Consider the following 23,767-nt stretch of genomic DNA (forward strand, 5'->3'; position numbering starts at 1 on the left):
GGGAGTTGGTTCAGACCGCCGCCCCGGCGCGCAGCCGCGCCAGCTCGGCTTCGAGCGCGGCCACCCGCTCGCGCAGCGCCTGTTCGGCTACCGAGGGGCTGGCCGCAGCGTGTGCGTGCCCATGCTCGCCATGATCGTGCTCGTGCCCCAGCGCGTGCTCTATCCAGTGCAGCCAGTCTTCCATGCCCTGCCCGGTGCTGGCCGACAGTTGCACAATTTCGATGCCCGGGTTGACGCGCCGCGCCAGCTCGATGCAGCGCTCGACGTTGAACGCCACGTGCGGCAGCAGGTCGATCTTGTTGAGGATCATCAGTTGCGCGGCGGCAAACATATCGGGGTACTTGAGCGGCTTGTCCTCGCCTTCGGTCACGGACAGGATGGCTACCTTGGCGCGCTCGCCCAAATCCCACATCGCGGGGCAGACCAGGTTGCCGACGTTTTCGATGAACAGCAGGCTGCTGCCGTGGCTGTGGTCATGGCTGTGATCGCCATGGCTGTGAACGTGGCCATGCGCGTGGTCGTGGTCGTGCCCATGTGGATGCGGATGCGACGGCGCATGGCTGTGCAGTTGCGCAAACGCCGCCGCCACCATCGGGGCGTCGAGGTGGCAGCCCTTGCCGGTGTTGACCTGGATCGCCGGGGCGCCGGAGGCGCGGATGCGCTCGGCATCGAAACTGGTCTGCTGGTCGCCCTCGATCACCGCTACCGGCAGCGCCGGGTGGCGCTGGCGCAGCGCTTCGATGGTGGCGCATAGCAAAGTGGTCTTGCCCGATCCGGGGCTGGAGACCAGGTTGAGCGCCAACACCCCGTGCGCCGCGAAATGGGCCCGGTTCTGCTCTGCGATGCGCTGGTTGGCCCCCAGAATGTCTTGTTCGAGCTTGATGGCGCGCGCCTGGCTCATGCCCGGCACCGACACCTTGGCCGCCCCCGCGCCGTAGTGCAAATCGCCGCTGTGCGGGTCGATCTGCGGGCCGTCCTCCGTCTGCGGCACAGGCTGGGCACCGTCAGACGAGGCGGCGGCAGGACGGGCCGGATCGGGGCCGGCCATTCGGTTGGTTTGGCTGCATCCGCATACGACGCACATGGTTCAAGTCTCCTGGGTTCTGGGCGGCTGGGGTGCCCGCACGGGGTTCAAATCTGGGTCTTGCCTGAAAGCCCGCGTGGCGCGTGGTCTCAAGGCGTCAATCATCGCTCACTTGCAGGTCGAGCAGGCGCAATTCCATGCCGCCCGTGGCTTGTATTTGATGGCTGGCACACAATGGGCAGGGCTGGCCGCGCTGGGCAATCGTCACGCTTTGGTGGCAGCCTAGGCACCAGCCTTGGCCGGGGCTTTCGATGATCTCGATCTGCGCCCCGTCGAGCCGGGTGCCGGGGGCGATGCAGTCGAGCGCAAAGCGCAGCGCCTGCACCTCGACCCCGGCCAACTGACCGACTTCGAGCCGCAATTGCAACACACGGCTAAAAGCCTCACGCTGCGCCGTGTCATCGACCAGTTGCAACACGCCGGCGGCGAGGCTGGCTTCATGCATGGCAGTGCTCCAGGGAAATCGGGGTGGGCTTGGTTTCGATCTGCCACGGCACGCAGGGGTCGAGCGCAGCCAGCAGCAACTGGGCCTGCGCACGGCTGCGTGGGTCGGCGGGGTTGAGGCGCTCCAGCGCCTGCGCCGCAACGCCGTCTGGGGCAAAGTTCCAGTCGGTCGGGGCCAGCACCTGCAAGCGCTTGACCTGGGCCGTGTTGGCACTGCCGGTGAGGCTGAGTTGGTGCAGCAGCAGGCCGCGCGCGGTTTCGACCCAGGCCAGGCCCTGCCCCGGCCCGTTGCTGCGCCAACCCCAGGCCAGCAGCGGCGCTGCACCGGTTTCGGGTGCGGTTTCGCCTGCGTCGGCTGGGCCCGGCCCGTGCCCGGCCGCCTCGCTGCCGAGTGGCAGCAGGCTCAGGCGCGCCAGTTCGGCGATGCGCGCACCCAGAAAATCGGCGCTGTGCCACGGGGCCTGGCAGCCGGGTCCAAAACCTGTGGCGCGGGTGGCCAGTCCGGTCTGCGCCGCACCGGCTTGCCAGCGCGGGCCTGGGGCTGCTGCGGCCGCCAGTGTGGCCGCGGTGGAGGTCTCTAGGGTATGGCGCCAGTGTTCCCAAGCGCCCGCTGCACTGGGCAGCGGCAGGTGTGGCACGGCGGGCAGTTCCAGCGCCAGGGGCAGCACCTGGCGCAGCAGTTGCGACGGCCAGAGCGGCTGCTGCGCCGCCCATTCGTGCAGCCAGCCGCGCGCGTCGGCGTCCCAGCGCAGCAGCCATTGCTCGGCGCTTAGGCCCAGCCAGGTGCGCTCCAGCCAGCGCTGCGCTGCCGCCCGCTCGGCGCCGGCTGCGCCCGTGCTGGCGCGCAGCCAAGGGCAGTCGGCCAGGCCGGTGCTGGCGGCGCTGGGCAGGGCAGCGGCAGCGGCATCGGGCAGCAGGCCAGCCAACTGGCGCGGCCAGTCGAGCGCGATGCGGCGCACGTGCTCGGCCGCGCATTCGTGTCGCAAGGCGCGCTCCAGTTCGGCCGCCGGCGGGGCCTCACCCAAGCCCGCCGCGTGCAAGGCCAGGCGGGCGCACAGCCGGTGCGCCTGCGCACACAGGCCAAACAGGCTGGCCAGCCTATCGGGCAGCCGCTGCGCCGGCAACCCGTGTACCAAGCGCTGCAGCAGCCCGGCTCCGTTGCCGTTCTGCAGCAGCATGGGCCGGTTGCTGCGCAAAACCTGCCCCGGCGGCGCACCCAGGCGCACGCTGAGCGCTCCAGCCCAGTCCAGCCCGGCGCTCGCCTTGCTCATGCTGCTCATGCTGCCCCTGTGCCGCCCAGCGGGTAGCGGAAAAAAGCGCGGCGCGAAGCCAGCGCCCGTGCCTCTGCGCTGCTGCGCTCGGCGCCAGGGTCGGCGGCTGCATCGGCAAGGGCTGCAGGCGTTTGGCGCAACTGGCGCAACACCTCCTGCGCCGTCTGCAGCGCCAGGGGCTGGCTGTCGAAGCCGTGCATGGGCGAAAACAGGGCGCAGCTTTCGTAATAGCCGATCTCGGCGTCAAAAGCGCCCAGAAAATCGAAGCACTCGTTGCCAAAGGCGTGGCTGCTGCGCTGCCCGATCCGCCCCCCGGCTGGCGCTTGCGCCCGCAGCGGCAGGCGCAGCAAGCTCATGAACCAGGGGGTGAGCAAGACCCCTTCGGCCAGCGTCGGGTTCTGCGCAGCGGGCTCGAAGCCCAGCGCCTGCACCGACAGCGCCGGGTTGAGCAAACCCAAGCCGCCCATGCGCTCGTGCTGCACCCGGCGGTAGCAGCGCTCCAGCGCCGCCGTGCGCTGCGCCAAGGCGCCTGCTGCCGGGTTTGCACCATGGGTGGGGGCGTTCATGCCAGGTCGGTGTCGGGCAAGAGCAGGAACTGGTCGGGGTGGCAGTCGCAATTGGGGCAACGCCAGTGCGGCGGCAGATCGGCAAAGGGGGTGCCGGGCGCGATCTGCCACACCGCGTCGCCCTGCGCCGGGTCATAGACCCACCAGCAAATCTTGCACTCCAGGCGCGAAGCGGGCCGCAGCACGGAGCGGTCACCCAAGTAGGCGCCCTCGAAGCCCTGAAACTGCGCGCCGTCGTGCGGGCTGCTCATGCCAGCTCCAGGTACTGCAACACATCGAGCAAGCGCTCGTGCGAACTGGCCATGTCTTCGGGGGCGGCCAGCGCCACCTCGGGAATGCCCACGATTTCAACGGTGTTGAGGATCACGCGGTCGTTGGAGTTGTAATAAACCACGCGCCAGCAGTGGGGCAAGCGGGTGTTGGTGATGCGGCAGTTGCCGTAGCCGCGCGAGAGCAGCAGCACGCGCCCGGTGCCGATCTGGTGATCGAGAAAGCCAATGTCGGCCGGCGTCACGGGCAGCAGCGTGAGGTTGATCACGTGCACCGGGTCGCCCGGCTGCCAGCGCTGCACCCGCTCGCGCACCTCCTGCACCAGCAAGGGGGCGTTTTGCACATTGGGCGGCGGGCTGCCCACCCAGGGCGGGCACGGGCTCTGGGCGTCGTCTAGCGCCGCTTGCAGCAGCCCTTGGGGCACAGCCGCCACTTCAATCCATTCCTGCAACACCCGCTGTTCGCGCCGCAGCAGCACGCGCCAGACGCCGGTGAAAATCGACTCCTGGATGCGCACCTCGGTGCCCGAGGCGTCGGCGGCGATCAGGGCGCTGGCCTCGCCTTCGCCCAGCAACTGGTCGATCAGGCCCAGGTCCTCGGGCGCCAGCCCGGTCATGGGCACCTGGGCTCCGGGCTGACCCTGGGCGCAGCGCTGCAGCTGCTGCAACACCTGCGCCATCAGCTCGCGCACCGCGGCGTTGGGCTGGATTTCGTCTGGCTCGGGCAGGATCGGGGTCTGGTAGCCGCCCATGTCTTTGGGCATGGGCAGGTAATCGAGGGCATCGTCTTCGCTGTGCGCACCGGGGCCTAGGGCAAGGACTGGAATCGGGAAGGGTTTCATGGCGGCTGGGGCTCTCAATGGTTCAGTGGCAGGCGCTGCCAGATTGGCCCGGGCCCAGCACCGGGATGCCGATGGTAGGCGGGCGCGAGGGCGGCAGGCGCAGCGCGGCGTCGATGGCGCGCAGATAGACCTCCCAATCCTGCATCCCGACGAGGGCGGTCACGTACTGCGCGTCGCGGAAAAACAGCAGCGCCGGCCAGCGTTGCGAACCGTAGCGGCGCGCCAAGGCGTCTTCTTGCTCGCGCGCTACCACCGCGATCTGGAAGCGGCCCGGGAAGGCCTTCATGAGCTCGGGCAGCACCGCTGCCACATCTTGGCCTTCGGGGAAGCGCACCGGCTCGCCGGCCAGCAACAGCACCCGGTCGCCGCCTTGGGCCAGCCAGTGGTCGAAGGTCTCGGGGGTCACCCAAGCGGCGCCGAAGTCGCGCGCTAGGCGTTGCACTAGGGGTGGAGCCAGAGCGGCAGTGGTGGATGGGTTCATGGGGATAGGGTTGGATTCAGGGCTTTGCTGCGCCGGTGAGGGCGCGCAATTGTTGCGCACTCAGGCGCGAAGGCAGTTCGAAATCGGGCTGCGCCTGCGGCGTTTGGCCGTTCATGGCGGCGCTCACCATGTCGAGCACCGCGTTCACTTCAGCCGCCCGCTGTGCGTCGATGCGCTCGCGCGCGTCGTCGAGAAAGACCAGCAGCCAGTCGCCGGGGGCCACCGTGCCCACCAGCGCGGTGCCGACGCGGCGGCGCTCACCGCGCCCGAGCACCGTGGCGTGGCGCGGCTCGACTTGCTCGACCTGCATGGGTATGCCGATGCACATCGCTTCAGCCTGCGGCAGGCGCCGGGAAAAACCGCTCGTCGCCGAAGCGGCAAGCCATTTCTGGGGATGGGCGCTGCGCCTCGTAGGCGCTCATGGCAAGTTCGTCGAGCGTGACGGCCTCGCGCACCTGCAGCGCAGCCCGGCGCGGCTGCGGCCGCGCTCCCCAGCGCTCGAGTTCTTGCAGGCCCAAGTGCAGCGCCTGCTCCAGCGCCGCCTTGACGACTGGGCGCAGGCTGCCGCCATAGTCGTCGAGCTCTTGTGGCTGGCAGCCCAGCAGCAGCACCTGGGCTGGATAGCGCCCGGTGAATTGCGCCAGCGCCAGCACCTCCTGGAAACCGGTCTGGTGCAAGCTCATTTTTTTGGCGCCCATGAACAGCGGCACCTCGGCGTCGCGCACCGCCTTGAGGGTGCCGGGCTCCAGGCCGTAGTCGATGGCGTCGAAAATCAGCAGCGCGTCGGCCTCTTGCACGTGGTGCAGCAGGTACAGGCCCTGGGTGCCCCCATCGACCAGCCGCACGTGCTCGGCAAACTCAAAACCGCGCTGCAAGGCTTCGATGCAGCGCACCCCAAAGCCCTCGTCGGCCCAGAGCAGGTTGCCGATACCCAGCACCACGATGCGCGCCGGGGCGTCTGGCGCCACGGGGGCGGCGGTCTGGGTGAGTGCGGTCGGATCAGCAAACATGGCGGCGTGGCATCAGTCGCGGAAGGTGCGGTAGCCCGAGAACATGGTCGAAATCGTGCCTTGGCGCCCCAGGATGTCTTCGCGTATGGCGGCGTAGATGTGCAGCACGACAAAAATCACGATCGCCCACAGGCCCATGCGGTGCCAGGTTTGCAGCGTCAGCGGGTTGTCGAAGATCAGGAACATCCAGCCAAACAGCACATCCTGCCACGAGCCCATGCCGGTGCCCAGCGAGTACAGCGCAAAGCCGCTCAGGATCATGAACAGCGTCACCAGCAGGTAGCCAAAGAACATGGCAAAGCGCGCCATGGGGTTGTGCGCCACGTAGCGGCTCGGCCGCGGGGCCAGGAAGGCGTACCACTTGAGCATCAGCAGCACCTCTTTCCAGTAGGCCCTGGACCAGATCGGCAGCCAGAAAATCTCGCGCGAGTAGTGGTTGCCCACCAGCGCCCAATAGGCCCGCCCAAGCAGGCCTATGGCCAAGATATAGCCGGCGGCAAAATGGACGAAGCGGATGTAGCCCATGAGAAACTGCTCGCTCGCCTCGCCCGGCATGGTAGGCAGTGGGCGGCCTATGAAGTAGCCGGTTAGGCACAGCACCGTGATCGCCAGGGCGTTGACCCAGTGCCACAGGCGCACCGGTGCCTCATAGACATAAACCGACTTGAGCGAGCGCCCGCTATCAATGGCGTCTTCATCGACGCCAGTGACCGAGGCCAAACGCCTTTTGTCTTGCATTTCTGCGGAATGGGCGGCCATGGCACTGCTCCCGTATTTGCAGGCCGGCCGTCAGGCTGCCAACTGGCCAAACAGCGCCAAGCCGGCCAGACCCAGCGCAGCACCCAAGCCAGCGAAAACCAGCCCTTGGCGCGCCGCCAGCCAGCGCCGAATGCCCAAACCCAGCAGCACCCCCAAGCCGTGCAGCAGCGCCGTGCTCAGCACCAAACCCAGCGCATACACGCCCGCCCCGCTGCCCGGCACTTGAAAACCGTGTGCCAAGCCATGCACCACACCCGCCAGCGCCACCAGCCCCAAGCCCCAGCCCAGCGGCACCTGGCGCAGCGTGCTCAGCAGCAACAAGGCCCCAAACAGCAGCACCGACAAGGCCAGCGCCTGCCCCTGCCAAGGCAACATGAAGCCCATCCAACCCAGCACCCCGGCCGCCAGCAGCGCCAGCACAAACAGCGCCGGCCCCTGCCAAGCTTTGCGGGCCGGCAAGGCCAGCACCGACCACAGCCCCACCGCCAGCAGTGCCAGCAGGTGATCGAGCCCGAAGGGGTGCAGCAAACCGGCTGCCAGGGTGTGCGTGCCGTGGCCCGGGTGGGCCAAGGCAGCGCCAGTAAACAGCAGCAGGCCGACAGCGGCGGCGCAGCGGATGAACGAGGATTGCATGGTGATCTCCTGTGAAGGTGGGGGGGGTGATTGGTGGAGCCAATTCAGCGCACGGTGACGCGCGCCATCTCTTGCCCGTCGGGGCTCATGACGTGGGTCGAGCACGCCAAGCAGGGGTCAAAACTGTGCAGAGTGCGCAAAATTTCCAGCGGCTGCTCCGGGTTGACCATCGGCGTGTTGAGCAAGGAAGCTTCGAAGGCACCAATCTGGCCCTTGGCGTCGCGCGGCGAGCCGTTCCAGGTGGTGGGCACCACGCACTGGTAGTTCTCGACCCGCCCGTCCTTGATCTTGATCCAGTGCCCGAGCATCCCGCGCGGGGCCGCCACCAGACCCACGCCCTTGGCCTCCTTGGGCCAGGTGCTCGGGTCCCATTTCTCGACGTTGGCGGTGCTGCTGTCGCCGTTTTTGATGTTTTGCACCAGTTGGCGGTAGTCGTCCATCATCATCTCGGCGCAATACTGGCTTTCGAGCGCGCGCGCCAGCGTGCGGCCGATGGTGGTGGGCAGCAACTGCTTGAGCGTGTATTCGGTCTGGGGCAGGCCGAGGGCCGCCGGAATGCCGCGGTTGATGGCTTGGGCGGCGTGATCGACCTGCTCTTTGACGCGCTGGCAATGCTTGTTGCCCTGGCTGGCATGGACGTAGCCCAAAATGTAGCGCGACAGCGGCCCGACCTCCAGCGCGTGCCCGCGCCAGCGCGGGGCCTTGATCCAAGAGTATTTGGCCGACTCATCGACCTGCTCCAGGTTGGTGCGGGTGCCTTTGAAGTTGGGCCCTTCGGGCTTGTAGTTTGGCTCGGTGACGCCGTCCCAGGGGTGCAGGCCCTTGGTTTCGTCGCCGTATTTGTACCAGCTGTGGGTAACGAACTCTTGCACCTGCTCCGGGTCGCGCGCGTCGATTGGGTGGATTTCGTTCCAGTTGCCGTTGAGGATGACACCGCCGGGCAACTGCTGCGTGCGCGGGTCGTACTGCACTTTTTCATAGGTGCCGTAGTCGGCCACATTGAGCGCGGCCAGCCCGCCACCGTAGAGCCAGCCGGCCTGCTTGTAAATGGTGCCTATGGCCAAGACGTCGGGGATATAGACGTTGTTGTTGAAATCTATCATCTCCTTGATGCGCTCTTCGACGAAGTTGAGCCGCTCCATGGTGATGGGGGCACCGACCGCACCGTCACCATCGAGGTTGATGGCGCAAGGCACCCCGCCGACCATGTAGTTCGGGTGCGGGTTCTTGCCGCCAAACACCGTGTGCACCTTGACCCACTCTTTTTGCAGATCGAGCGCCTCCAGGTAGTGCGTGACCGCCATCAGGTTGGCTTCGGGCGGCAACGCATAGGCCTTGGAGCCCCAGTAGCCGTTGGCAAACAAGCCCAGCTGGCCGCTTTCGACAAAGCGCTTGAGCCGGTTTTGCACATCGCGAAAGTAACCCGGCGCCGATTTGGGGTGCGCGGGTGAAACCAGCTTTTGCAATTCGCTGGTTTTTCTGGGGTCGGCGTTGAGTGCCGAAATCACATCGACCCAATCCAGCGCGTGCAGGTGGTAGAAATGCACCGCGTGGTCGTGCACCTGCAGGGTTTTGGCCATCATCTCGCGGATCAGGTAGGCGTTGGGCGGCACCTTGATGCCGAGCGCGTCTTCTACCGCCAGCACGCTGGCGAGGGCGTGGCAGCCGGTGCAAACGCCGCAGATGCGCTCCACAAAGGCCCACACATCGCGTGGGTCGCGGCCCTTGACGATCACCTCCAGCCCGCGCCAAAGCGAACCGGTCGAGACGGCGTTGCGGATCACGTTGTCGCTGTCGAGGTTGACCTCGCAGCGCATATGGCCTTCGATGCGGGTAACGGGATCGACCACCACGCGGCGGCCCGTGTTGTCGAGCTTGAAGCCCTGGGTTTCGTATGCGCCCATTTTTATGTCCTTCTCATGCGTCTATGCCAGCGGTGGCGGCGGCTTAGGTTTTTTCCTGCTCGGTCGCAGCAGGGCTCTGGCTGGCGGGTTCGGGGCCTTTTTTCTCGCGCGCCGCTTCGACGCCGCGCTTGGCCACCGTGATGGCGGCGTGCGCGGCCACTGCCGCCCCGACCACCGCCGCCGCCGTGCCGCCGACCAAATCGGCATTGGCCTCGACGCCAAACTGCAGCAGGTCGGTTTGGCGGTCGTAGAAAGAGCCCTTGTCCCAGAAGCCGTCTTCGGAGCAGCCGATGCAGCCGTGGCCGGCCTTGATCGGGAAGCTGGTGCCCTCGTTCCACTCCATGGTCGCGCAGGCGTTGTAGGTGGTGGGGCCTTTGCAACCCATTTTGTACAGGCAGTAGCCCATGCGCGCGAATTCGTCGTCGAAGGCCTCGACGAACTGCCCGGCGTCGAAGTGCGGACGCCGGTAGCATTTGTCGTGGATGCGCTGGCTGTAGAACATTTTCGGCCGCCCCTGCCGGTCCAGCTCGGGCAGGCGGTCGAATGTCAGCATATAGGTGACGACGCCGGTCATGACCTCGGCAATCGGCGGGCAGCCCGGCACCTTGATGATGGGCTTGTTGGTGATGACCTTGTGTATTGGCACCGCCTGCGTGGGGTTGGGCTTGGCCGCTTGCACGCAGCCCCAACTGGCGCAGGAACCCCAGGCGATCACCGCCTTGCAGTGTTCGGCGGCGCGTTGCAGCTTGTCCATGAAAGGCTTGCCGGCTTGGATGCAGAACATCCCGTCTTCGTTCAGCGGCGGGTTGCCCTCCACCGCCAGAATGTAGTTGCCCTTGTATTTCTCGATGGTGTCGTTGAGCGACTTGATGGCCTGGTGCCCGGCGGCGGCCATCAGGGTGTTGTGGTAGTCCATCGAGATCATCGACAGCACCACATCGGTCGCCAGCGGGTTGGCCGAACGGATGAAGCTCTCGGAGCAACAGGTGCACTCCAAGCCGTGCAGCCACAGCACCGGGGTGCGCGGCTTGGTTTCCATGGCGTGAGCGATCTGTGGCACGAAGGATGGGGCCAAACCGAGCGAGGTTGCGGTGAGCGAGCAGTATTTGAGGAAGCTGCGCCGCGAAATGCCGCGCTTGCGCATGATCTCGTAAAACGTCTCCATCTGGGCGTATCTCCGTTGGAATAAAAACAGGCCGGTAGCGCCCCCTAGCAGGGCGGTGCCTCTAAGCAAGGCAATTCACGGGCCATCTTGGGGCCGCTTGGTGTAAACCCTGATTCCACCCGCCAGCGGCTTGATTAAGCGAGTGAATTTTGGCCCGTGCAGGGAGACTAGGCTGCAGTGGGCGGCAGGATCGGAATTTTTCATTCCAATATTACCGCCGAACTGGAATTATGCTTTCCGGTTGCGCCACGGGCGATCCAAGGGCTCGCAGCCTCCCTCGCATCGGGCACGGCTCCCTCTCGGCAGATACACTGTGGCTGCCATCGCCTAGGCCGCCCCGGCTGGCGAGCCCAACCAGTCCCTACCCCGCCGCATGAACCCCTGCCCACTGGACGCTGCATCCGCAACCCCCGCCACCCGGGTGCTGTGCGCCACCACGCGGCTGGCGGCGGAGCTGCGCCAGCGCCACGGCCGTTTGCAGGCCGCGCAGGGGCGAAAAAGCTGGGCGGCGCTGGACTGCTGCACCCTAGGCCAGTGGCTGGCGGCGCTGCGCCAGCAGTGGCTGCTGCGCGGCACCGTGCCGCTGCCGGAGCTGGCGCGCACCCCTTTGAGCGAGCTGCAGGCGCGCGAGCTCTGGCAGCGCCTGATCGCGCAGCAGCTTGGCCCCGAAGCCCCCTTGCTGTTCGATCTGCCCGCGCTGGCGCAGTCGGCGCAGCAGGCGCTGGCGCTGCAGTTCGTTTGGCGCATCGAAGTGGGTGCGCCGCCGCTGGCGGCTGAGGCGCAGCAATACCTGATCTGGCGCAGCGATTTTTTGGCCCATTGCGCGGCGCAAGGCTGGGCCACCGTGGAGCAACTCGACGCCGCCACCGTGGCCGCGCTGGCCGAGCTGGAGCACGCCCCGGCGGGGCCAGGTTGGCCACAGCGCCTGCTGCTGGCGGGCTTTCACCGCCTAAGCCCCTTGCTGAACACGCTGCTGCAGCAGTTGCAGCGCCTGGGGCTGCAGGTGCAGAATCTGGCCGATGAGCCTGTGGCCGAGCGCATCGAGCTGCGCAGCTACCCCGACGCCGCCGCCGAATGCCTGGCCGCCGCGCAGTGGGCGCAGGCGCAACTGGCGGCCGATGCGCACAGCCGCATCGCCATCGTCGCGCCCGATCTGCGTGCGCTGCGCCTGCCCCTGCACGATGCGCTGCAAGATGCGCTGGCCCCGGAGCTGCTGCACCCGCAGCGCGCCCAAGTGCCGCCACCTTTCAACCTCACCCTGGGCGCGCCACTGGCCGAGCAGGCGCTGGTAGGGGCTGCGCTGGCGCTGCTGCAATGCCTGGCCCAAGCCGATGCGCTCGAGCAGCGCGACATCGGCCTGCTGCTGCGCCACCCCTACTGGTCCGCCCCCGAAGAGGCGCTGGCGCGCGCGCACCTGGAGCAGCAGATGCGCAGCGAACTGCCCGCGCGCTTGTCGTTGGAGCAATGGCTGGCTTGGGCGGCGGCAAAACCCGAATCGCCCGCCAGCGCCCAGCCCGCTACACCGGCCTGGCTGCAGCATGTGCAGCAGTTGCACCAGCTGGCCGCCAGCGCCCACGCCGCCTCGCGCCTGCCATCGCAGTGGGCGGCGCTGCTGCCCAGCTGGCTGGAGCAAGCCGGTTGGCTGCATGGGCGCAGCCTGTCGAGCCCCGAATACCAGGCGCAGCAGGCCTGGCTGGAGGCGCTGGACGAACTCGGCCGCCTCGACGCCTGCAGCGGCCCCTTGCCCCTGCGCGGCTGGCTGCAGCGCCTGCGCGCCCTGTGTGGCGAGCGCATTTTTCAGCCGCAGAGCGTGGGCCAGCCGCGCCTGCAGGTGCTCGGCGCGCTGGAGGCCAGTGGGCAGCGCTTCGACGCGGTCTGGGTGCTGGGCTTGCAAGCCGCGGTCTGGCCGCCACCGCCGCAACCCAACCCCTTGCTGCCGTATGCGGCCCAGCGCCGCGCCGCCAGCCCCAACGCCTGCGCCGCCGTGCAGGCCGAATTTGCGCAACAGGTGCAGCAGCGGCTGCTGCGCGCCGCGCCCGCGCTGTGGCTATCCTGGCCGCGCAGCGAAGGGGCCGCCCCCTGCCAGCCCAGCCCCTTGCTGGCGGGTTTGCCTGGCAGCCTGTCGGACTTGGGAATCGTCGGCTGCAAATCGACCGCAGCGGCCCCAGTCCGACAGGCTGCTGGCGCCACCGAACACGCCGCGCCGCCCAACCTGCACTGGAGCGCGCTGGCGCTGCGCAGCGGGCAGGCGCTGGCGGCCCGCGAAACCCTGGACGACGCCTGGGCTCCGCCCATGAGCGCCGAGGAAGCGGCGCGCGGCGGCAGCGCCCTGCTGCGCGCCCAAGCCCTGTGCCCGGCCTGGGCCTATTTCCAATACCGGCTCGCGGCGCTGGGCCTGCCCGAGGCCAGCGAGGGCCTGGAGCCGCGCCAGCGCGGCAGCCTGATGCACGCCGCGCTGGCGCATCTGTGGCTGGAGTTGAAGGATGCACCCACCCTGCACGCCCTAAGCGCGGCCGATTGCGCAGCCGCCATCGAGCGCGCCTGCCGCAGCGCGCTGGACGCGCACGCCGCCTACCCCCTGCCAGAGCGGCGGCACACCCTGGAGCAGCGCCGCCTGCACCTGCTGCTGCAGCGCTGGCTGGAGCTAGAGCGCCGCCGGAGCAGCGGCTTTACCGTGCTCGGCATCGAGCAGAACCAGGAAATCGAACTGGCCGGGCTGAGCCTGAAGCTGCAAATCGACCGCATCGACCAACTCGACGACGGCCGGCTGCTGGTGATCGACTACAAAAGCAGCCAGCGCATCGACACCGGCAACTGGGCCAGCCAGCGCCCAAGCGAGCCGCAACTGCCGCTCTACGCCGCCTGCGCCACGCTGCCCCAGGGCCCTGTGGCCGGTGCCCTGTTTGCCAAGGTGCGGCGCAAAGAACCCGGCTGGGCCGGCCTGGTTGCCGACGCCGCTGCCAAACCCCATGGCGCCGCCTGCTACGACGAGCCGCGCAGCCGCCAGCGCTACCCGCTGGCGCGCTTTCCCACCTGGGACGCGGTGCTGCAGCACTGGCGCGAACGCTTGCAGGCGCTGGCCACCGAAGTGCGCACGGGTGATGCCGCCGTGCGCCTGGCCGACCCGGCGCTGCTGCGCCACTGCGAGGTGCTGCCGCTGCTGCGCCTGAGCGAGCGGCGCAGCCAGTGGCTGGCCTTGCTGGCGCAGCCGCCCGCCCTTGCGCCCCAGCACCCCGCCCGGCCGCCGCACACCCCATGAACCACGCCGCCACCCAAGCCGCCGCCAGCGCCGATCTGCTGGCCCAAGACGCGCACAACCGCCTGCAAGCCATAGACCCCGAGCGCAGCTTCATCGTCGAAGCCCCGGCCGGGGCCGGCAAAACCGAGCTGCTCACGCAGCGCTTCCTGGCCCTGTTGCAGCGCGTCGAGGAACCCGAGCAAATCGTCGCCCTCACCTTCACCCACAAGGCGGCGGCCGAAATGCGCGAGCGCATCGTCGGCAGCCTGGAGTTGGCCGCCCTGGGCCACGCCCCGGCCGAGCCGCACCGCCTGCAAACCTACCACCTCGGGCAGGCGGTGTTGCAACACGAGCGCCAGCGCCAGTGGGGCCTGCTGCAGCACCCGGCGCGGCTGCGCATCACCACCTTAGACGCGCTCTGCGGCCAATTGGCGCGCCAGATGCCGCTGCTCTCGCGCTTGGGCAGCCAGCCCGGCATCGCCCCCGACGCCCAAGCCCACTACCGCCGCGCCGCCCAGGAAACCCTGCGCCTGCTCGATACCGACAGCCCGCTGGCCGACTGCCTGCAGCGCGTGCTCGAGCGCTTTGACCACGACCCGGCGCGCCTCTCTGAACTGCTGCAAGCCATGCTGGCGCGCCGCGAAGCCTGGCTGACGCGCAGCCACCAAGGGGCCAATCTGGAGCAGGCCGAGGCCGCGCTGCGCGACCTGATCGACGACGAGCTGCGCCGCCTGGCCGCGCTGCTGCCCCCTGGCTGGCAAACGGCGCTGCAAGCCGCCGCCCGCTGGGCCGCCGCGCACGCGCTGCAAAAACGCAGCGAGCAGGCTTGCACCGAAAACCCAGCCCAGACCGAGGAACTGGCCCGGGCCAGCGACCCGACGCAGCCGACAAGCCGCGGCAGCGCCACGCCCATCCCGGTTCACCCGCTGCAAGCCGTGGCCGACTGGCAGCAGCCGCTGCAGGGTTGCTGCGCCGAGCTGCCCCTGTGGCGCGGCTTGGCCGAACTGCTGCTCACCCAGACCGGCAAACCGCGCCAAAAAATCCCGGCCGAATACGGCCTGAGCGGCCCCGAAGGCAAGGCGCTGGCCCTGGTTTTCAAGCACAGCCTGGGGGCGCTGCCCGAGGCGGCGGCCGCGGCGCTGGCGCGGGTTCGGCGCCTGCCCGATCCGCACTACCCCAGCGCCGACCACCCCTTCATCGCCGACCTGCTGGAACTGCTCAATGTGGCGGCAGCGCAGCTCTGGCTGGTGTTCCAGCAGGCGCGGGAAGTGGATTTTTCCGAAATCGCCCAACAGGCTCTGCGCGCCCTGGGCCACACCGATGAGCCCAGCGAGTTGCAACTGCAGCTCGACCACCGCCTCAGCCACCTGCTGATCGACGAGTTCCAAGACACCAGCCCGCTCCAAGTCGAGCTGCTGCGCCGCCTCACCGCTGGCTGGCAAGCGGGCGACGGCCGCACCCTGTTTCTGGTTGGCGACCCGATGCAATCGATCTACCGCTTTCGCAAAGCCGAAGTCGGGCTGTTTTTGCAGGTGCGGGCGCATGGCCTGGGGGCGCTCAAGCCGCAGCCGCTGCACCTGTACCGCAACAACCGCTCGCACCCGCCGCTGGTGCAGTGGGTGAACCAAAGCTTTGCCACCGTGTTTGGCGCGCACGACGACCACCGCCGCGGTGCCGTGCGCTTCGCCCCGGCCAGCGCCACCCGCGCCGCGCACCCGCTGGCGCGCGTGCAGTGGCACCCGATCATCATCCAAAACCCGCCCGCCAGCCCAGCAGACGAGGAGCCCGACCCGCTGCTGGCCGACGAGCCCGCCAGCGGTGCCGAACGCGAGGCGCAGCAGGTGCTGGCCCTCATCGAGCAAGCCCGCGCCGACGACCCGGCCGGCCGCATCGCGGTGCTGGTGCGCGCCCGCACCCACCTCCAAGCCCTGGTGCAAGCGCTGCGAGCGCGACCGCAGCCGCTGCCCTTTCAGGCCGTTGAAATCGAAGCCTTGGCCGAGCGCCAGCCGATTCAAGACTTGCTCACCCTCACGCACGCGCTGCACCACCTGGCCGACCGCGTGCATTGGCTGGCGCTGCTGCGTGCCCCCTGGTGCGGCCTCAGGCTGGCCGACCTGCACGCGCTGGCCGCCGACGCACCGCGCCACAGCGTCTGGGCACTCATCCAAGACACCGCGCGCTGCCAGCGCCTGAGCCCCGACGGCCAGCAACGGCTGGCGCACCTGCGCGAAGTGCTCACCCTGGCCTTTGCGCACCAAGGCCAGCAGCGGCCACGGCGCTGGGTAGAAGGGGTTTGGCAGGCGCTGGGCGGCCCGCTCACCCTGGCCCAGGAATCCGACCTGCACGACACCCAAGCCTACTTCGAGGTGTTGGATCGCTGCACCCAGCACGGCGCGCTGCAGCCCGAGCGCATCGCCAGCGAGCTCGAGCGCCTCTACGCCGCCCCCGACCCCGACGGCAGCGCGCTGCAACTCATGACCCTGCACAAAGCCAAGGGGCTGGAGTTCGACACCGTGATCCTGCCCGGCCTGCAGCGCAAGGCCCAGGGAGCCGACCGCGCCCTGCTGCTGTGGGACCAGGTGCTCGACGACTCGGGCCACGAACGCCTGCTCGTGGCCGCCCAAGCCGAGGCCGAGCACGGCGGCCCCTCGATCTACGACTACCTGCTGGCGCTAGAAAACGAGCGCCAGCGCAACGAAGCGCGCCGCCTGCTCTACGTCGGGGCCACGCGCGCGCGCCGCCAGTTGCACCTGCTGGGCTGCGCCGCGCCCAACAGCAAAGGCGAGGCCCTGCGCGAGCCGCCCTCCGACAGCCTGCTGGGGCTGCTGTGGCCGCTGGCCGAAGCCGAATTCGTGCGCGCCTGGCAGGCCGTAGCACCGCCAGCCGATGCCGATGCCGATGCCGATGCCGATGCCGATGCCGATGCCGATGCCGATGCCGATGCCGATGCCGATGCCGATGCGGATGCGGATGCGGATGCCGCTGCTGGTGCTGGTGCTGGTGCTGGTGCTGGTGCTGGTGCTGGTGCTGGTGCTGGTGCTACCCGGCCCAGCTTGGCCGAGTACACGCACCGGCTGCAGCGGCTAATCGCACCTGGCTGGCCTGCGGCCTTGATGCACCCGACGCAGCCTGCCACGCCAGCGCCCCGCGCTGCCCCAAGCGCTGCGTACCCCGCCTTTGATCTCGCCAGCCATTCGACCACTGGGCCTGCCTCTGCCACGGATTTTGCGCCCACAGACGCCTGCGCCCCAAGGCCCCAGCACCCGCTTGCGGCTGCAACGCCCGAGCGCGCCGCCCCAAGCAGATCAAGCCGCCCACCCAGCCCCACCCGGCCCGCCGCCATCGGCACCCTGGTACACCGCTACCTGGAACTGATCGCCCACGACGGCCTAGACGCCTGGCCCACGGCGCGCCTGCCCGCGCTGCACGGCGCCATGCAGCAGGCCCTGCGCACCCAGGGCCTGACCGATACCCAAGCCAGCGCCGCCGCCACCGAGGTGCAGCGGCACCTGCACAACACCCTGAGCAGCCCCGAGGGCCGCTGGCTGCTCGCCCCACATCCGCAAGCGGCCAGCGAATGCGCCTTGGCCAGCGCCGCCGCCCAAGGCAGCGCCAGCGACACCAGCGACACCAGCAGCCCCACGCTGCACGTGCTCGACCGCACTTTCATACACGAGGGCAGGCGCTGGATCGTGGACTACAAAACCGCCGACCCCGACAGCGCCGACCCCAGCGCCTGGCAGGCCCAGTTGCAGCGCTACAGCGCCCTGTTCGACGACGGCCTGCCGGTGCAACTGGCGCTGTTTTTCACCCACAGTGGGCGCTTGCTGCCGCTGGCCGACGAAGCGCCTGCTGCGCCTGCGAGGCCCTAAGGTTCACACCCCCCAGGTCACACGCCATTTGCCCACCGCCCCATGAACCGCGCCATCGCCTACGCCCTGGCTTCGGCGCTGCTGTTTGGGGCCAGCACCCCGCTGGCCAAGCAGTTGCTCGACCAGGTGCCGCCGCTGCTGCTGGGCGGCCTGCTCTACCTTGGGGCGGGGCTGGGGCTGCTGCTGTACCGGCTGCTGCGCGACCGGGGCTGGCGCCACCCCGGCTTGCAGGGGCGCGACTGGGGCTGGCTGGGAGCGGCCATCGCCATCGGCGGCGTGCTTGGCACCGGCGCGCTCATGTTTGGGCTGCAGCTCAGCAGCGCCGCCAGCGCCTCGCTGCTGCTCAACCTCGAAGCGGTGTTCACCGCGCTGCTGGCCTGGCTGGTGTTTCGCGAGCACGCCAGCCGGCGCGTGGTCACCGGCATGCTGGCCATCGTGGCCGGGGGGCTGCTGCTGGCCTGGCCCACCGACCCGGCCGCCACTGCTGCGGCTGCCGCCACCGCCGGGGCTGCCGGGGCTGGCCTGGTGGCCCCGAGCGCCTGGGCTGCGGCCAGCGCCTGGTTGGGGCCGCTGCTGGTGGCGCTGGCCTGCCTGTGCTGGGCCATCGACAACAACCTCACGCGCAAGGTCGCTGCCGCCGACGCCCTGTTCATCGCGGGCAGCCGCGGCTTGGTGGCGGGCGTGGTGAGCAGCGGCGCGGCGCTGGCCTTGGGTGCCGCCTGGCCCGCTGCTGGCCCTGCGCTGGCGGCCATGCTGGTGGGTTTGCTGGGCTACGGCGTGAGCTTGGTGCTGTTCGTGCTGGCGCTGCGCGGGCTGGGCACGGCGCGCGCCAGCGCCTACTTTGCCACCGCCCCCTTCATCGGCGTGGCGCTCTCGCTGCTGCTGCTGGGCGAGGCCACCACCTGGCTATTCTGGCTCGCCGGCCTGCTCATGGCCGCGGGGGTCTGGCTGCACCTGGGCGAGCGCCACGCCCACCTGCACCAGCACGAGGCGCAAGAGCACGAGCACTGGCACCAGCACGACGCCCACCACCAGCACACGCACGAGGGCGGCGCGCGCCCCGAAAGCCCCCTGGGGCACCGGCACTGGCACCGCCACGAGCCCCTCACGCACCGCCACCCGCACTACCCCGACACGCACCACCAGCACCGCCACTGATCTGATTGCTGCCGGCTTGACCCCATGCTTGGCCCACTGCCCGTGCTACCAGACTGGAGTGAAAAACCATGAATAAGCAGCCCATCGAGACCGCCCGCGACTGCGACCTGCGTCTGTCGTTTCAGGCCATGCAACGCGCCGCACTGAGCGCACGCGCACTGGCCACACAAACCGGCACCGCCTTGGTCGTGAGCCGCAACGGGGTCATCGAGCACATCCGGCCCCAGCCAGAGCTGGCCAGCCCGCGCACGCGCGCGAGCCGCAGCCGCTCTGATGGACAATCCCCCCCATGACATGGATCACCTTAACCGGCCTTAGCCTCGCCTACGGCCACCTGCCCCTGCTCAACCGGGTCGACTTTTCGCTGCAAGCGGGCGAACGCGTTGGCCTCGTGGGGCGCAACGGCAGCGGCAAATCGTCGCTGCTCAAAATCATTGCTGGCCTGGAGCGGCCCGACGACGGCGCCGTGCAGCGCCAAAACGGGCTGCGGCTGGCCTATGTGCCCCAAGAGCCCGATCTGGACCCCGAGGCCAGCGTTTTTGAGGCCGTCAGCGTGGGCTTGCAGCGGGTGCAGGAACTGGTGCAGCGCTACCTGGCGCACGAGCCCGGCTGCGACCTCGATGCGCTGCAAAGCGAGATCGAAACCCTGGACGGCTGGAACTGGGAGCAGCGCGTCGAGCAAACCCTGAGCCGGCTCGGGCTGCAAGCCGATGAGCGCGTGGGCAGCCTCTCGGGCGGGGTGCGCAAGCGCGTGGCCTTGGCGCAGGCGCTGGTGGCCTTGCCCAATTTGCTGCTGCTCGACGAGCCGACCAACCACCTCGACCTCGACGCCATCGGCTGGCTGGCCGAGCTGCTGCGCGATTTTCGCGGCACGCTGCTGCTGATCAGCCACGACCGCGACTTTCTGGACCGCGTCTGCACCCGCACGGTGGAACTCGACCGCGGCCAACTGCACAGCTACGACGGTGCCTTCAGCGCCTTCGAGCGCCTGAAAGCGCAGCGGCTGGCGCAAGAGGCGCTGCTCAACGCCCGCGCCGACAAGCTGCTGGCCCAAGAGGAGCAGTGGATACGCAAGGGCGTGGAGGCGCGGCGCACCCGGGCCCAAGCGCGCATCGAGCGCTTGCACAGCCTGCGCGCCGAACGCGCCGAGCGCCGCGCCGCCGTCGGGCAGGTGCGGCTCGACGTGAACAGCGGGCAGGGCAGCGGGCGCCTGGTGGCCGAGCTCGAAGGCGTGAGCAAGAGCTTTGGCGAGGGCCCCGAGCGCCGTTGCATCATCGACAACTTTTCTGCCACCATTTTGCGCGGCGACAAGGTCGGCCTGATCGGCCCCAACGGCGCCGGCAAAACCACCCTGCTCAAGCTGATTTTGGGCCAACTCGCCCCCGACAGCGGCCGCGTGCGCAGCGGCAGCCGCATCGAAGTGGCCTACTTCGACCAGATGCGCGACGCGCTGGACCTCAACGCCACGCTGGAGGACTTCATCAGCCCCGGCAGCGAGTGGATCGAGATCGGCGCGCGCCGCATCCATGTGCGCAGCTACCTGGCCGACTTTTTGTTTGCCCCGGCGCGGGCGCGTGCGCCCATCAGCGCGCTCTCGGGCGGCGAGCGCAACCGGCTGCTGCTGGCGCGCCTGTTTGCGCGCCCGGCCAACGTGCTGGTGCTCGATGAGCCCACCAACGACCTCGACATCGAAACGCTGGAGCTGCTGGAGCAGTTGCTGGCCGAGTTCGACGGCACCGTGTTCCTGGTCAGCCACGACCGGCGCTTCCTCGACAACGTCGTCACCAGCACCATCGTGTTCGAGGGCGCAGGCCAGTGGCGCGAGTACGAAGGCGGGGTCGAAGACTGGATCGCCCAATCGATGCGCGTACACGGCGCCGCCCCGGTGTGGGGCAAGCGCGGCGCGGGCGCAGCGAGCCTGGGCGGATCGAGCAGCCAGGGCGGCTTGGGCGCGGCTCCCACCGGCGCGAGTGCAAACGCCTCATCGCCCGCTGCCACACCCTCTGCCACAAACGCCGCTGCATCATCCGCCCCATCCCCCCCACCCGCCAGCAGCGCGCCGCAACCGGGGGCCACACCCGCCGCCGCAAAGCGCAAGCTCAGCTACAAAGAGCAGCGCGAACTGGAAGCGCTGCCGCAACGCATCGAGGCGCTGGAAGCCGAGCAAAAAGCCATCGCCGCCGAATTGGGCGACGGGCTCCTGTATGCGCGCCACCCAGAGCGTGCCAGCGCACTCACGGCACGCCACGCCGTGCTCGAAGACGAGCTGATGCAGGCGCTGGAGCGCTGGGAGGCGCTGGGGCACACCAGCTAACTCGCGCAGACCGCTCAGGCCGCATGCCCCATAGGCATGAAACGTGCTTGCATCCAGATGGCCCTACAACACCACTGGATCAAGGTCGACTCACATGAGAAAACGCCCACGCCCGCCCCTGAAATCGGGTTTTGATTACCTTTTGGGCTTCATGCATGGCCTGCAAGATGACCGCAGGCGGCTCAAAGACATCCAGTCAACCTACGACAACCTCACGCTGCTGGGTCAATTGCTGGGTGCCGGCACCGATATCACCCGCATGCGCGCCGACTTCAACCGTTTGGCCGACGTCTTGATCGAACAGATGGCGAGCGAGCACCACCGCAAGGCCGTCCTCAATTTGGGCTATGGCGCGCGCGTGGCCATTGACACCCTGACCCGCAACCTCTATGAACGCACCGCCGACATCGGCTTTCTTGCCACCGATGCCGAGATTTGCTCCTTTGCCCAAGCGGTTGCCAACGACCCCAGCCTGCGCCAAGATGCGTCACGGCTTGCGGCGCTCAGGGCACGCTTTGGCGAGTACGTGCAGAATTATTCGGTTTACCACAACATCATTTTGCTCACCCCAGACGGCCAAGTGCTGGTGCAACTCGATGAACACAACCCCGCCACCTGCACCACCGACCCGCTGCTGGAGCAGGCGCTGCGCACCGAAGCCGGCTACGTCGAGGCCTTTCACCCGACCGACCTGCTGCCGCTCGAGGCCAGCCCGCTGGTTTACGCCTACCGTGTCATGTCAGATGATGGCCGACGGGCCACCGGCGTCTTGTGCCTGTGTTTTCGCTTTCAAGACGAATGCCAGCGCATTTTTGACAGCTTGGTGGCCGAGGACGACTGGAACGTGATCACGCTGCTCGATGCCAATCAGCGCGTCATTGCCAGCAGCGACTCCTACCAGTTTCCCTTGGGCGTGCGGCTCGAACCCGTGCCCGGCGAAGACTGCCGCGTGGTGCGCTTTGCGGGGCGCGAATACCTCGCCAGCACACGCCCCGCCCAAGGCTATCAGGGCTATACCGTCCCGGGCTGGCGCGGGCACGCCTTGGCACCACTCAACCACGCCTTCGAAATGTCGGCCGCCCATGAGCTGGAGTCGGTCCGATCCGAACTGCTCGATTGCGTGTTGGCAAGCACTTCGCTGTTCAGCCCAGAATTGCGGGCCATTCCCCGCAACGCCGCGCGCATCCAAAGCGAGCTCAACCGGGCGGTATGGAACGGCCACGTCTGGCTGTTGCGCCTGCCCGATGCCGCACAGAGCGGCTCTTTTGCCAAGGTCTTGTTGCACGAGATTGGCGACACGGGCGAGCGCACGCGCAGCGTCTTTGCAGAATCGATCCACAACCTCTACAAAACCGTGCTCTCGTCGGTGCTGTTCGACTGCAGCCAGCAAGCCGCATTGGCCATCGAGATCATGGACCGCAACCTGTACGAGCGCGCCAACGATTGCCGCTGGTGGGCGCTCACGCCCGACTTTCGAGCCGCTCTGCGACCGGGCGCCAGTCCCAGCCCAGAACAAAGCCAGCGCCTGAGTGCCATTTTGCGGCACATCAACAGCCTCTACACCGTTTACAGCAACCTGCTGTTGTTTGATCAAAACGGCCAGGTGCTGGCGCTCTCCAATCCGGCGGACTCCGACTGGTTGGGCAAGCCCCTCGGCGAGCCGTGGGTGCGCGCGGCGCTGGCCCTGCCCGATTCGCTGCACTACTGCGTATCGGATTTTGTCTCCAGCCCGCTGTATGGTGGGCAACCCACCTGCATTTTTTCCGCCGCCGTGCGCACGCCAGGTGGCAACGAGCCGGTGGGCGGCATCGCCATTGTGTTTGACTCTGCCCCGCAGTTTCAGGCCATGCTGCACGATGCGCTGCCGCGCCAAGCCGATGGCAACCCGGTTCCAGGTGCCTTTGCCGTGTTTGCCGAACGCGAAAGACGCGTCATTTCCAGCACCCATCCGGGCCTGCAAGCCGGCGCCCACTTGGCCATCGACGAGCGCTTTTTTCGCCTTGAACGGGGCGAGAGCTGCAGCGACATAATCATCTACGAGGGGCGCTACTTCGCCGTCGGATCGACCATGAGCGCAGGCTACCGGGAATACAAATCCGACGGCCAAGTGCACCGGAACGATGTGGTGGCTCTGGTGTTTTGGCCGCTTTCAGATCGCACCATCGACCCCATCAGCCTAGCGCAACTGGACTCCGAAACGGTGGACGCTGGCCCCCGCCGGACCAGCGCTGACACCGACAGCACCGATATCGCTTGTTTCTTGATTGGGCGCAACTGGTACGGCGTGCTGTCGAGCCACGTGATTGAGGCCCTTGATGGCTCCCAACTGATGCCCATGCCGGGTTTGCTGGGCCGCGCCAGCGGCTGCCTGATGCACCAAGACCAGGTCATCAGCGTATACGACTTGGCTGCAGACCTTGTGGCTGCACCCGCAGGACAGGAGCGCAGGCAAGCGGGTGGGCCTGCCACACAGCGCCAGATCGTGGTACTGCAAGTCCCCGGACAAACCCAGCGCTTTGGTGTGTTGGTCGATGCCCTCGGCGCCGTTCGCAACGTTGCCAATGCCCGCATCGATGCCCTTTCCGATGCCATGACCGGAGGCTCCAGCCTGGTTGAAAGTTTGGTCAAGCCCGAAGTCGGCAGCGCCGACCGCCGCCTCCTTTTGGTTTTGTCCACGCCGCGCATTTTGCGCCGATTCAGCAAATAGCCGCACACCGCGGGGCTGCCGGTCGTGGCACGCCCCCCGGTCGCCTGGGC

General features: G+C 68.3%; 19 protein-coding genes. 6 read left to right on the top strand and 13 right to left on the bottom strand.

All coding sequences use genetic code 11. The annotated features are described in order from the left end of the window. Window positions 1-10: 10 nt before the first annotated feature. The 13 genes from hypB to SRAH_RS10035 form a co-directional block, all read right to left on the bottom strand. On the bottom strand, window positions 11-1,084 hold the full coding sequence (hypB, locus tag SRAH_RS09975) for a hydrogenase nickel incorporation protein HypB (protein ID WP_029463205.1): 1,074 nt from the start codon (window positions 1,082-1,084) through the stop codon (window positions 11-13). A gap of 97 nt (window positions 1,085-1,181) precedes the next feature. Next, window positions 1,182-1,529, bottom strand: coding sequence for a hydrogenase maturation nickel metallochaperone HypA (hypA, locus tag SRAH_RS09980; protein ID WP_029463206.1), 348 nt, complete (start codon window positions 1,527-1,529; stop codon window positions 1,182-1,184). Next, window positions 1,522-2,799: a hypothetical protein gene (locus tag SRAH_RS09985; protein ID WP_149028973.1), complete on the bottom strand. Its 1,278-nt coding sequence runs from the start codon at window positions 2,797-2,799 to the stop codon at window positions 1,522-1,524. Before SRAH_RS09985 ends, hypA begins: the two co-directional genes overlap by 8 nt. 5 nt (window positions 2,800-2,804) lie before the next feature. Further along, window positions 2,805-3,365: a [NiFe]-hydrogenase assembly chaperone HybE gene (hybE, locus tag SRAH_RS09990; protein ID WP_076607020.1), complete on the bottom strand. Its 561-nt coding sequence runs from the start codon at window positions 3,363-3,365 to the stop codon at window positions 2,805-2,807. Next, complete coding sequence (locus SRAH_RS09995; protein WP_045477128.1) at window positions 3,362-3,616, bottom strand: rubredoxin; 255 nt, start codon at window positions 3,614-3,616, stop codon at window positions 3,362-3,364. Before SRAH_RS09995 ends, hybE begins: the two co-directional genes overlap by 4 nt. Next, entirely contained in the window at window positions 3,613-4,476 is an 864-nt protein-coding gene (locus tag SRAH_RS10000; protein WP_029463210.1) for a hydrogenase expression/formation protein, read from the bottom strand. Before SRAH_RS10000 ends, SRAH_RS09995 begins: the two co-directional genes overlap by 4 nt. A gap of 22 nt (window positions 4,477-4,498) precedes the next feature. Further along, window positions 4,499-4,957 carry a thioredoxin domain-containing protein gene (locus SRAH_RS10005; protein ID WP_029463211.1) on the bottom strand — a complete coding sequence of 153 codons (459 nt, stop codon included), beginning with the start codon at window positions 4,955-4,957 and terminating at the stop codon, window positions 4,499-4,501. 16 nt (window positions 4,958-4,973) lie between these two features. Further along, on the bottom strand, window positions 4,974-5,285 hold the full coding sequence (locus SRAH_RS10010) for a HypC/HybG/HupF family hydrogenase formation chaperone (protein ID WP_029463212.1): 312 nt from the start codon (window positions 5,283-5,285) through the stop codon (window positions 4,974-4,976). Window positions 5,286-5,289: 4 nt separating this feature from the next. Next, window positions 5,290-5,967 (bottom strand): HyaD/HybD family hydrogenase maturation endopeptidase, encoded by a 678-nt coding sequence (locus tag SRAH_RS10015; protein ID WP_045477131.1) that lies wholly within the window; start codon window positions 5,965-5,967, stop codon window positions 5,290-5,292. Between the two features lie 12 nt (window positions 5,968-5,979). Next, window positions 5,980-6,726 (bottom strand): Ni/Fe-hydrogenase, b-type cytochrome subunit, encoded by a 747-nt coding sequence (cybH, locus tag SRAH_RS10020; protein WP_029463214.1) that lies wholly within the window; start codon window positions 6,724-6,726, stop codon window positions 5,980-5,982. A 30-nt stretch (window positions 6,727-6,756) separates the two neighbouring features. Continuing rightward, window positions 6,757-7,359, bottom strand: a complete 603-nt coding sequence (locus tag SRAH_RS10025) for a HupE/UreJ family protein (RefSeq protein ID WP_029463215.1) — start codon at window positions 7,357-7,359, stop codon at window positions 6,757-6,759. 44 nt (window positions 7,360-7,403) lie between these two features. Next, window positions 7,404-9,263 carry a nickel-dependent hydrogenase large subunit gene (locus tag SRAH_RS10030; protein WP_029463216.1) on the bottom strand — a complete coding sequence of 620 codons (1,860 nt, stop codon included), beginning with the start codon at window positions 9,261-9,263 and terminating at the stop codon, window positions 7,404-7,406. Between the two features lie 43 nt (window positions 9,264-9,306). Then, window positions 9,307-10,428 (bottom strand): hydrogenase small subunit, encoded by a 1,122-nt coding sequence (locus SRAH_RS10035; protein WP_029463217.1) that lies wholly within the window; start codon window positions 10,426-10,428, stop codon window positions 9,307-9,309. A 373-nt stretch (window positions 10,429-10,801) separates the two neighbouring features. Here SRAH_RS10035 and SRAH_RS10040 point away from each other — a divergent pair, with 373 nt between their 5' ends. The 6 genes from SRAH_RS10040 to SRAH_RS10065 all read left to right on the top strand — a co-directional run bounded on the left by SRAH_RS10040 (window position 10,802) and on the right by SRAH_RS10065 (window position 23,717). After that, window positions 10,802-13,687, top strand: coding sequence for a PD-(D/E)XK nuclease family protein (locus SRAH_RS10040; RefSeq protein ID WP_076607021.1), 2,886 nt, complete (start codon window positions 10,802-10,804; stop codon window positions 13,685-13,687). Continuing rightward, window positions 13,684-17,538, top strand: coding sequence for a UvrD-helicase domain-containing protein (locus SRAH_RS10045; RefSeq protein ID WP_045477133.1), 3,855 nt, complete (start codon window positions 13,684-13,686; stop codon window positions 17,536-17,538). Before SRAH_RS10040 ends, SRAH_RS10045 begins: the two co-directional genes overlap by 4 nt. A 42-nt stretch (window positions 17,539-17,580) precedes the next feature. Continuing rightward, window positions 17,581-18,696 carry a DMT family transporter gene (locus SRAH_RS10050; RefSeq protein ID WP_029463220.1) on the top strand — a complete coding sequence of 372 codons (1,116 nt, stop codon included), beginning with the start codon at window positions 17,581-17,583 and terminating at the stop codon, window positions 18,694-18,696. A gap of 68 nt (window positions 18,697-18,764) precedes the next feature. Then, window positions 18,765-18,989: a hypothetical protein gene (locus SRAH_RS12140; protein WP_045477136.1), complete on the top strand. Its 225-nt coding sequence runs from the start codon at window positions 18,765-18,767 to the stop codon at window positions 18,987-18,989. Further along, complete coding sequence (locus SRAH_RS10060; RefSeq protein ID WP_029463221.1) at window positions 18,986-21,010, top strand: ABC-F family ATP-binding cassette domain-containing protein; 2,025 nt, start codon at window positions 18,986-18,988, stop codon at window positions 21,008-21,010. The genes SRAH_RS12140 and SRAH_RS10060 overlap by 4 nt, the downstream gene beginning before the upstream one ends. A gap of 94 nt (window positions 21,011-21,104) precedes the next feature. Then, window positions 21,105-23,717, top strand: a complete 2,613-nt coding sequence (locus tag SRAH_RS10065; RefSeq protein ID WP_045477138.1) for a chemotaxis protein CheW — start codon at window positions 21,105-21,107, stop codon at window positions 23,715-23,717. Window positions 23,718-23,767: the final 50 nt, after the last annotated feature.

It is taken from the genome of Serpentinimonas barnesii (assembly GCF_000696225.1).
Taxonomy (GTDB): domain Bacteria; phylum Pseudomonadota; class Gammaproteobacteria; order Burkholderiales; family Burkholderiaceae_C; genus Serpentinimonas; species Serpentinimonas barnesii.

Coding starts and splice junctions, on each gene's coding strand:
- hypB (WP_029463205.1), bottom strand. CDS start 1,084: ATGTGCGTCGTATGCGGATGCAGCCAAACCAACCGAATGGCCGGCCCC.
- hypA (WP_029463206.1), bottom strand. CDS start 1,529: ATGCATGAAGCCAGCCTCGCCGCCGGCGTGTTGCAACTGGTCGATGAC.
- SRAH_RS09985 (WP_149028973.1), bottom strand. CDS start 2,799: ATGAGCAAGGCGAGCGCCGGGCTGGACTGGGCTGGAGCGCTCAGCGTG.
- hybE (WP_076607020.1), bottom strand. CDS start 3,365: ATGAACGCCCCCACCCATGGTGCAAACCCGGCAGCAGGCGCCTTGGCG.
- SRAH_RS09995 (WP_045477128.1), bottom strand. CDS start 3,616: ATGAGCAGCCCGCACGACGGCGCGCAGTTTCAGGGCTTCGAGGGCGCC.
- SRAH_RS10000 (WP_029463210.1), bottom strand. CDS start 4,476: ATGAAACCCTTCCCGATTCCAGTCCTTGCCCTAGGCCCCGGTGCGCAC.
- SRAH_RS10005 (WP_029463211.1), bottom strand. CDS start 4,957: ATGAACCCATCCACCACTGCCGCTCTGGCTCCACCCCTAGTGCAACGC.
- SRAH_RS10010 (WP_029463212.1), bottom strand. CDS start 5,285: ATGTGCATCGGCATACCCATGCAGGTCGAGCAAGTCGAGCCGCGCCAC.
- SRAH_RS10015 (WP_045477131.1), bottom strand. CDS start 5,967: ATGTTTGCTGATCCGACCGCACTCACCCAGACCGCCGCCCCCGTGGCG.
- cybH (WP_029463214.1), bottom strand. CDS start 6,726: ATGGCCGCCCATTCCGCAGAAATGCAAGACAAAAGGCGTTTGGCCTCG.
- SRAH_RS10025 (WP_029463215.1), bottom strand. CDS start 7,359: ATGCAATCCTCGTTCATCCGCTGCGCCGCCGCTGTCGGCCTGCTGCTG.
- SRAH_RS10030 (WP_029463216.1), bottom strand. CDS start 9,263: ATGGGCGCATACGAAACCCAGGGCTTCAAGCTCGACAACACGGGCCGC.
- SRAH_RS10035 (WP_029463217.1), bottom strand. CDS start 10,428: ATGGAGACGTTTTACGAGATCATGCGCAAGCGCGGCATTTCGCGGCGC.
- SRAH_RS10040 (WP_076607021.1), top strand. CDS start 10,802: ATGAACCCCTGCCCACTGGACGCTGCATCCGCAACCCCCGCCACCCGG.
- SRAH_RS10045 (WP_045477133.1), top strand. CDS start 13,684: ATGAACCACGCCGCCACCCAAGCCGCCGCCAGCGCCGATCTGCTGGCC.
- SRAH_RS10050 (WP_029463220.1), top strand. CDS start 17,581: ATGAACCGCGCCATCGCCTACGCCCTGGCTTCGGCGCTGCTGTTTGGG.
- SRAH_RS12140 (WP_045477136.1), top strand. CDS start 18,765: ATGAATAAGCAGCCCATCGAGACCGCCCGCGACTGCGACCTGCGTCTG.
- SRAH_RS10060 (WP_029463221.1), top strand. CDS start 18,986: ATGACATGGATCACCTTAACCGGCCTTAGCCTCGCCTACGGCCACCTG.
- SRAH_RS10065 (WP_045477138.1), top strand. CDS start 21,105: ATGAGAAAACGCCCACGCCCGCCCCTGAAATCGGGTTTTGATTACCTT.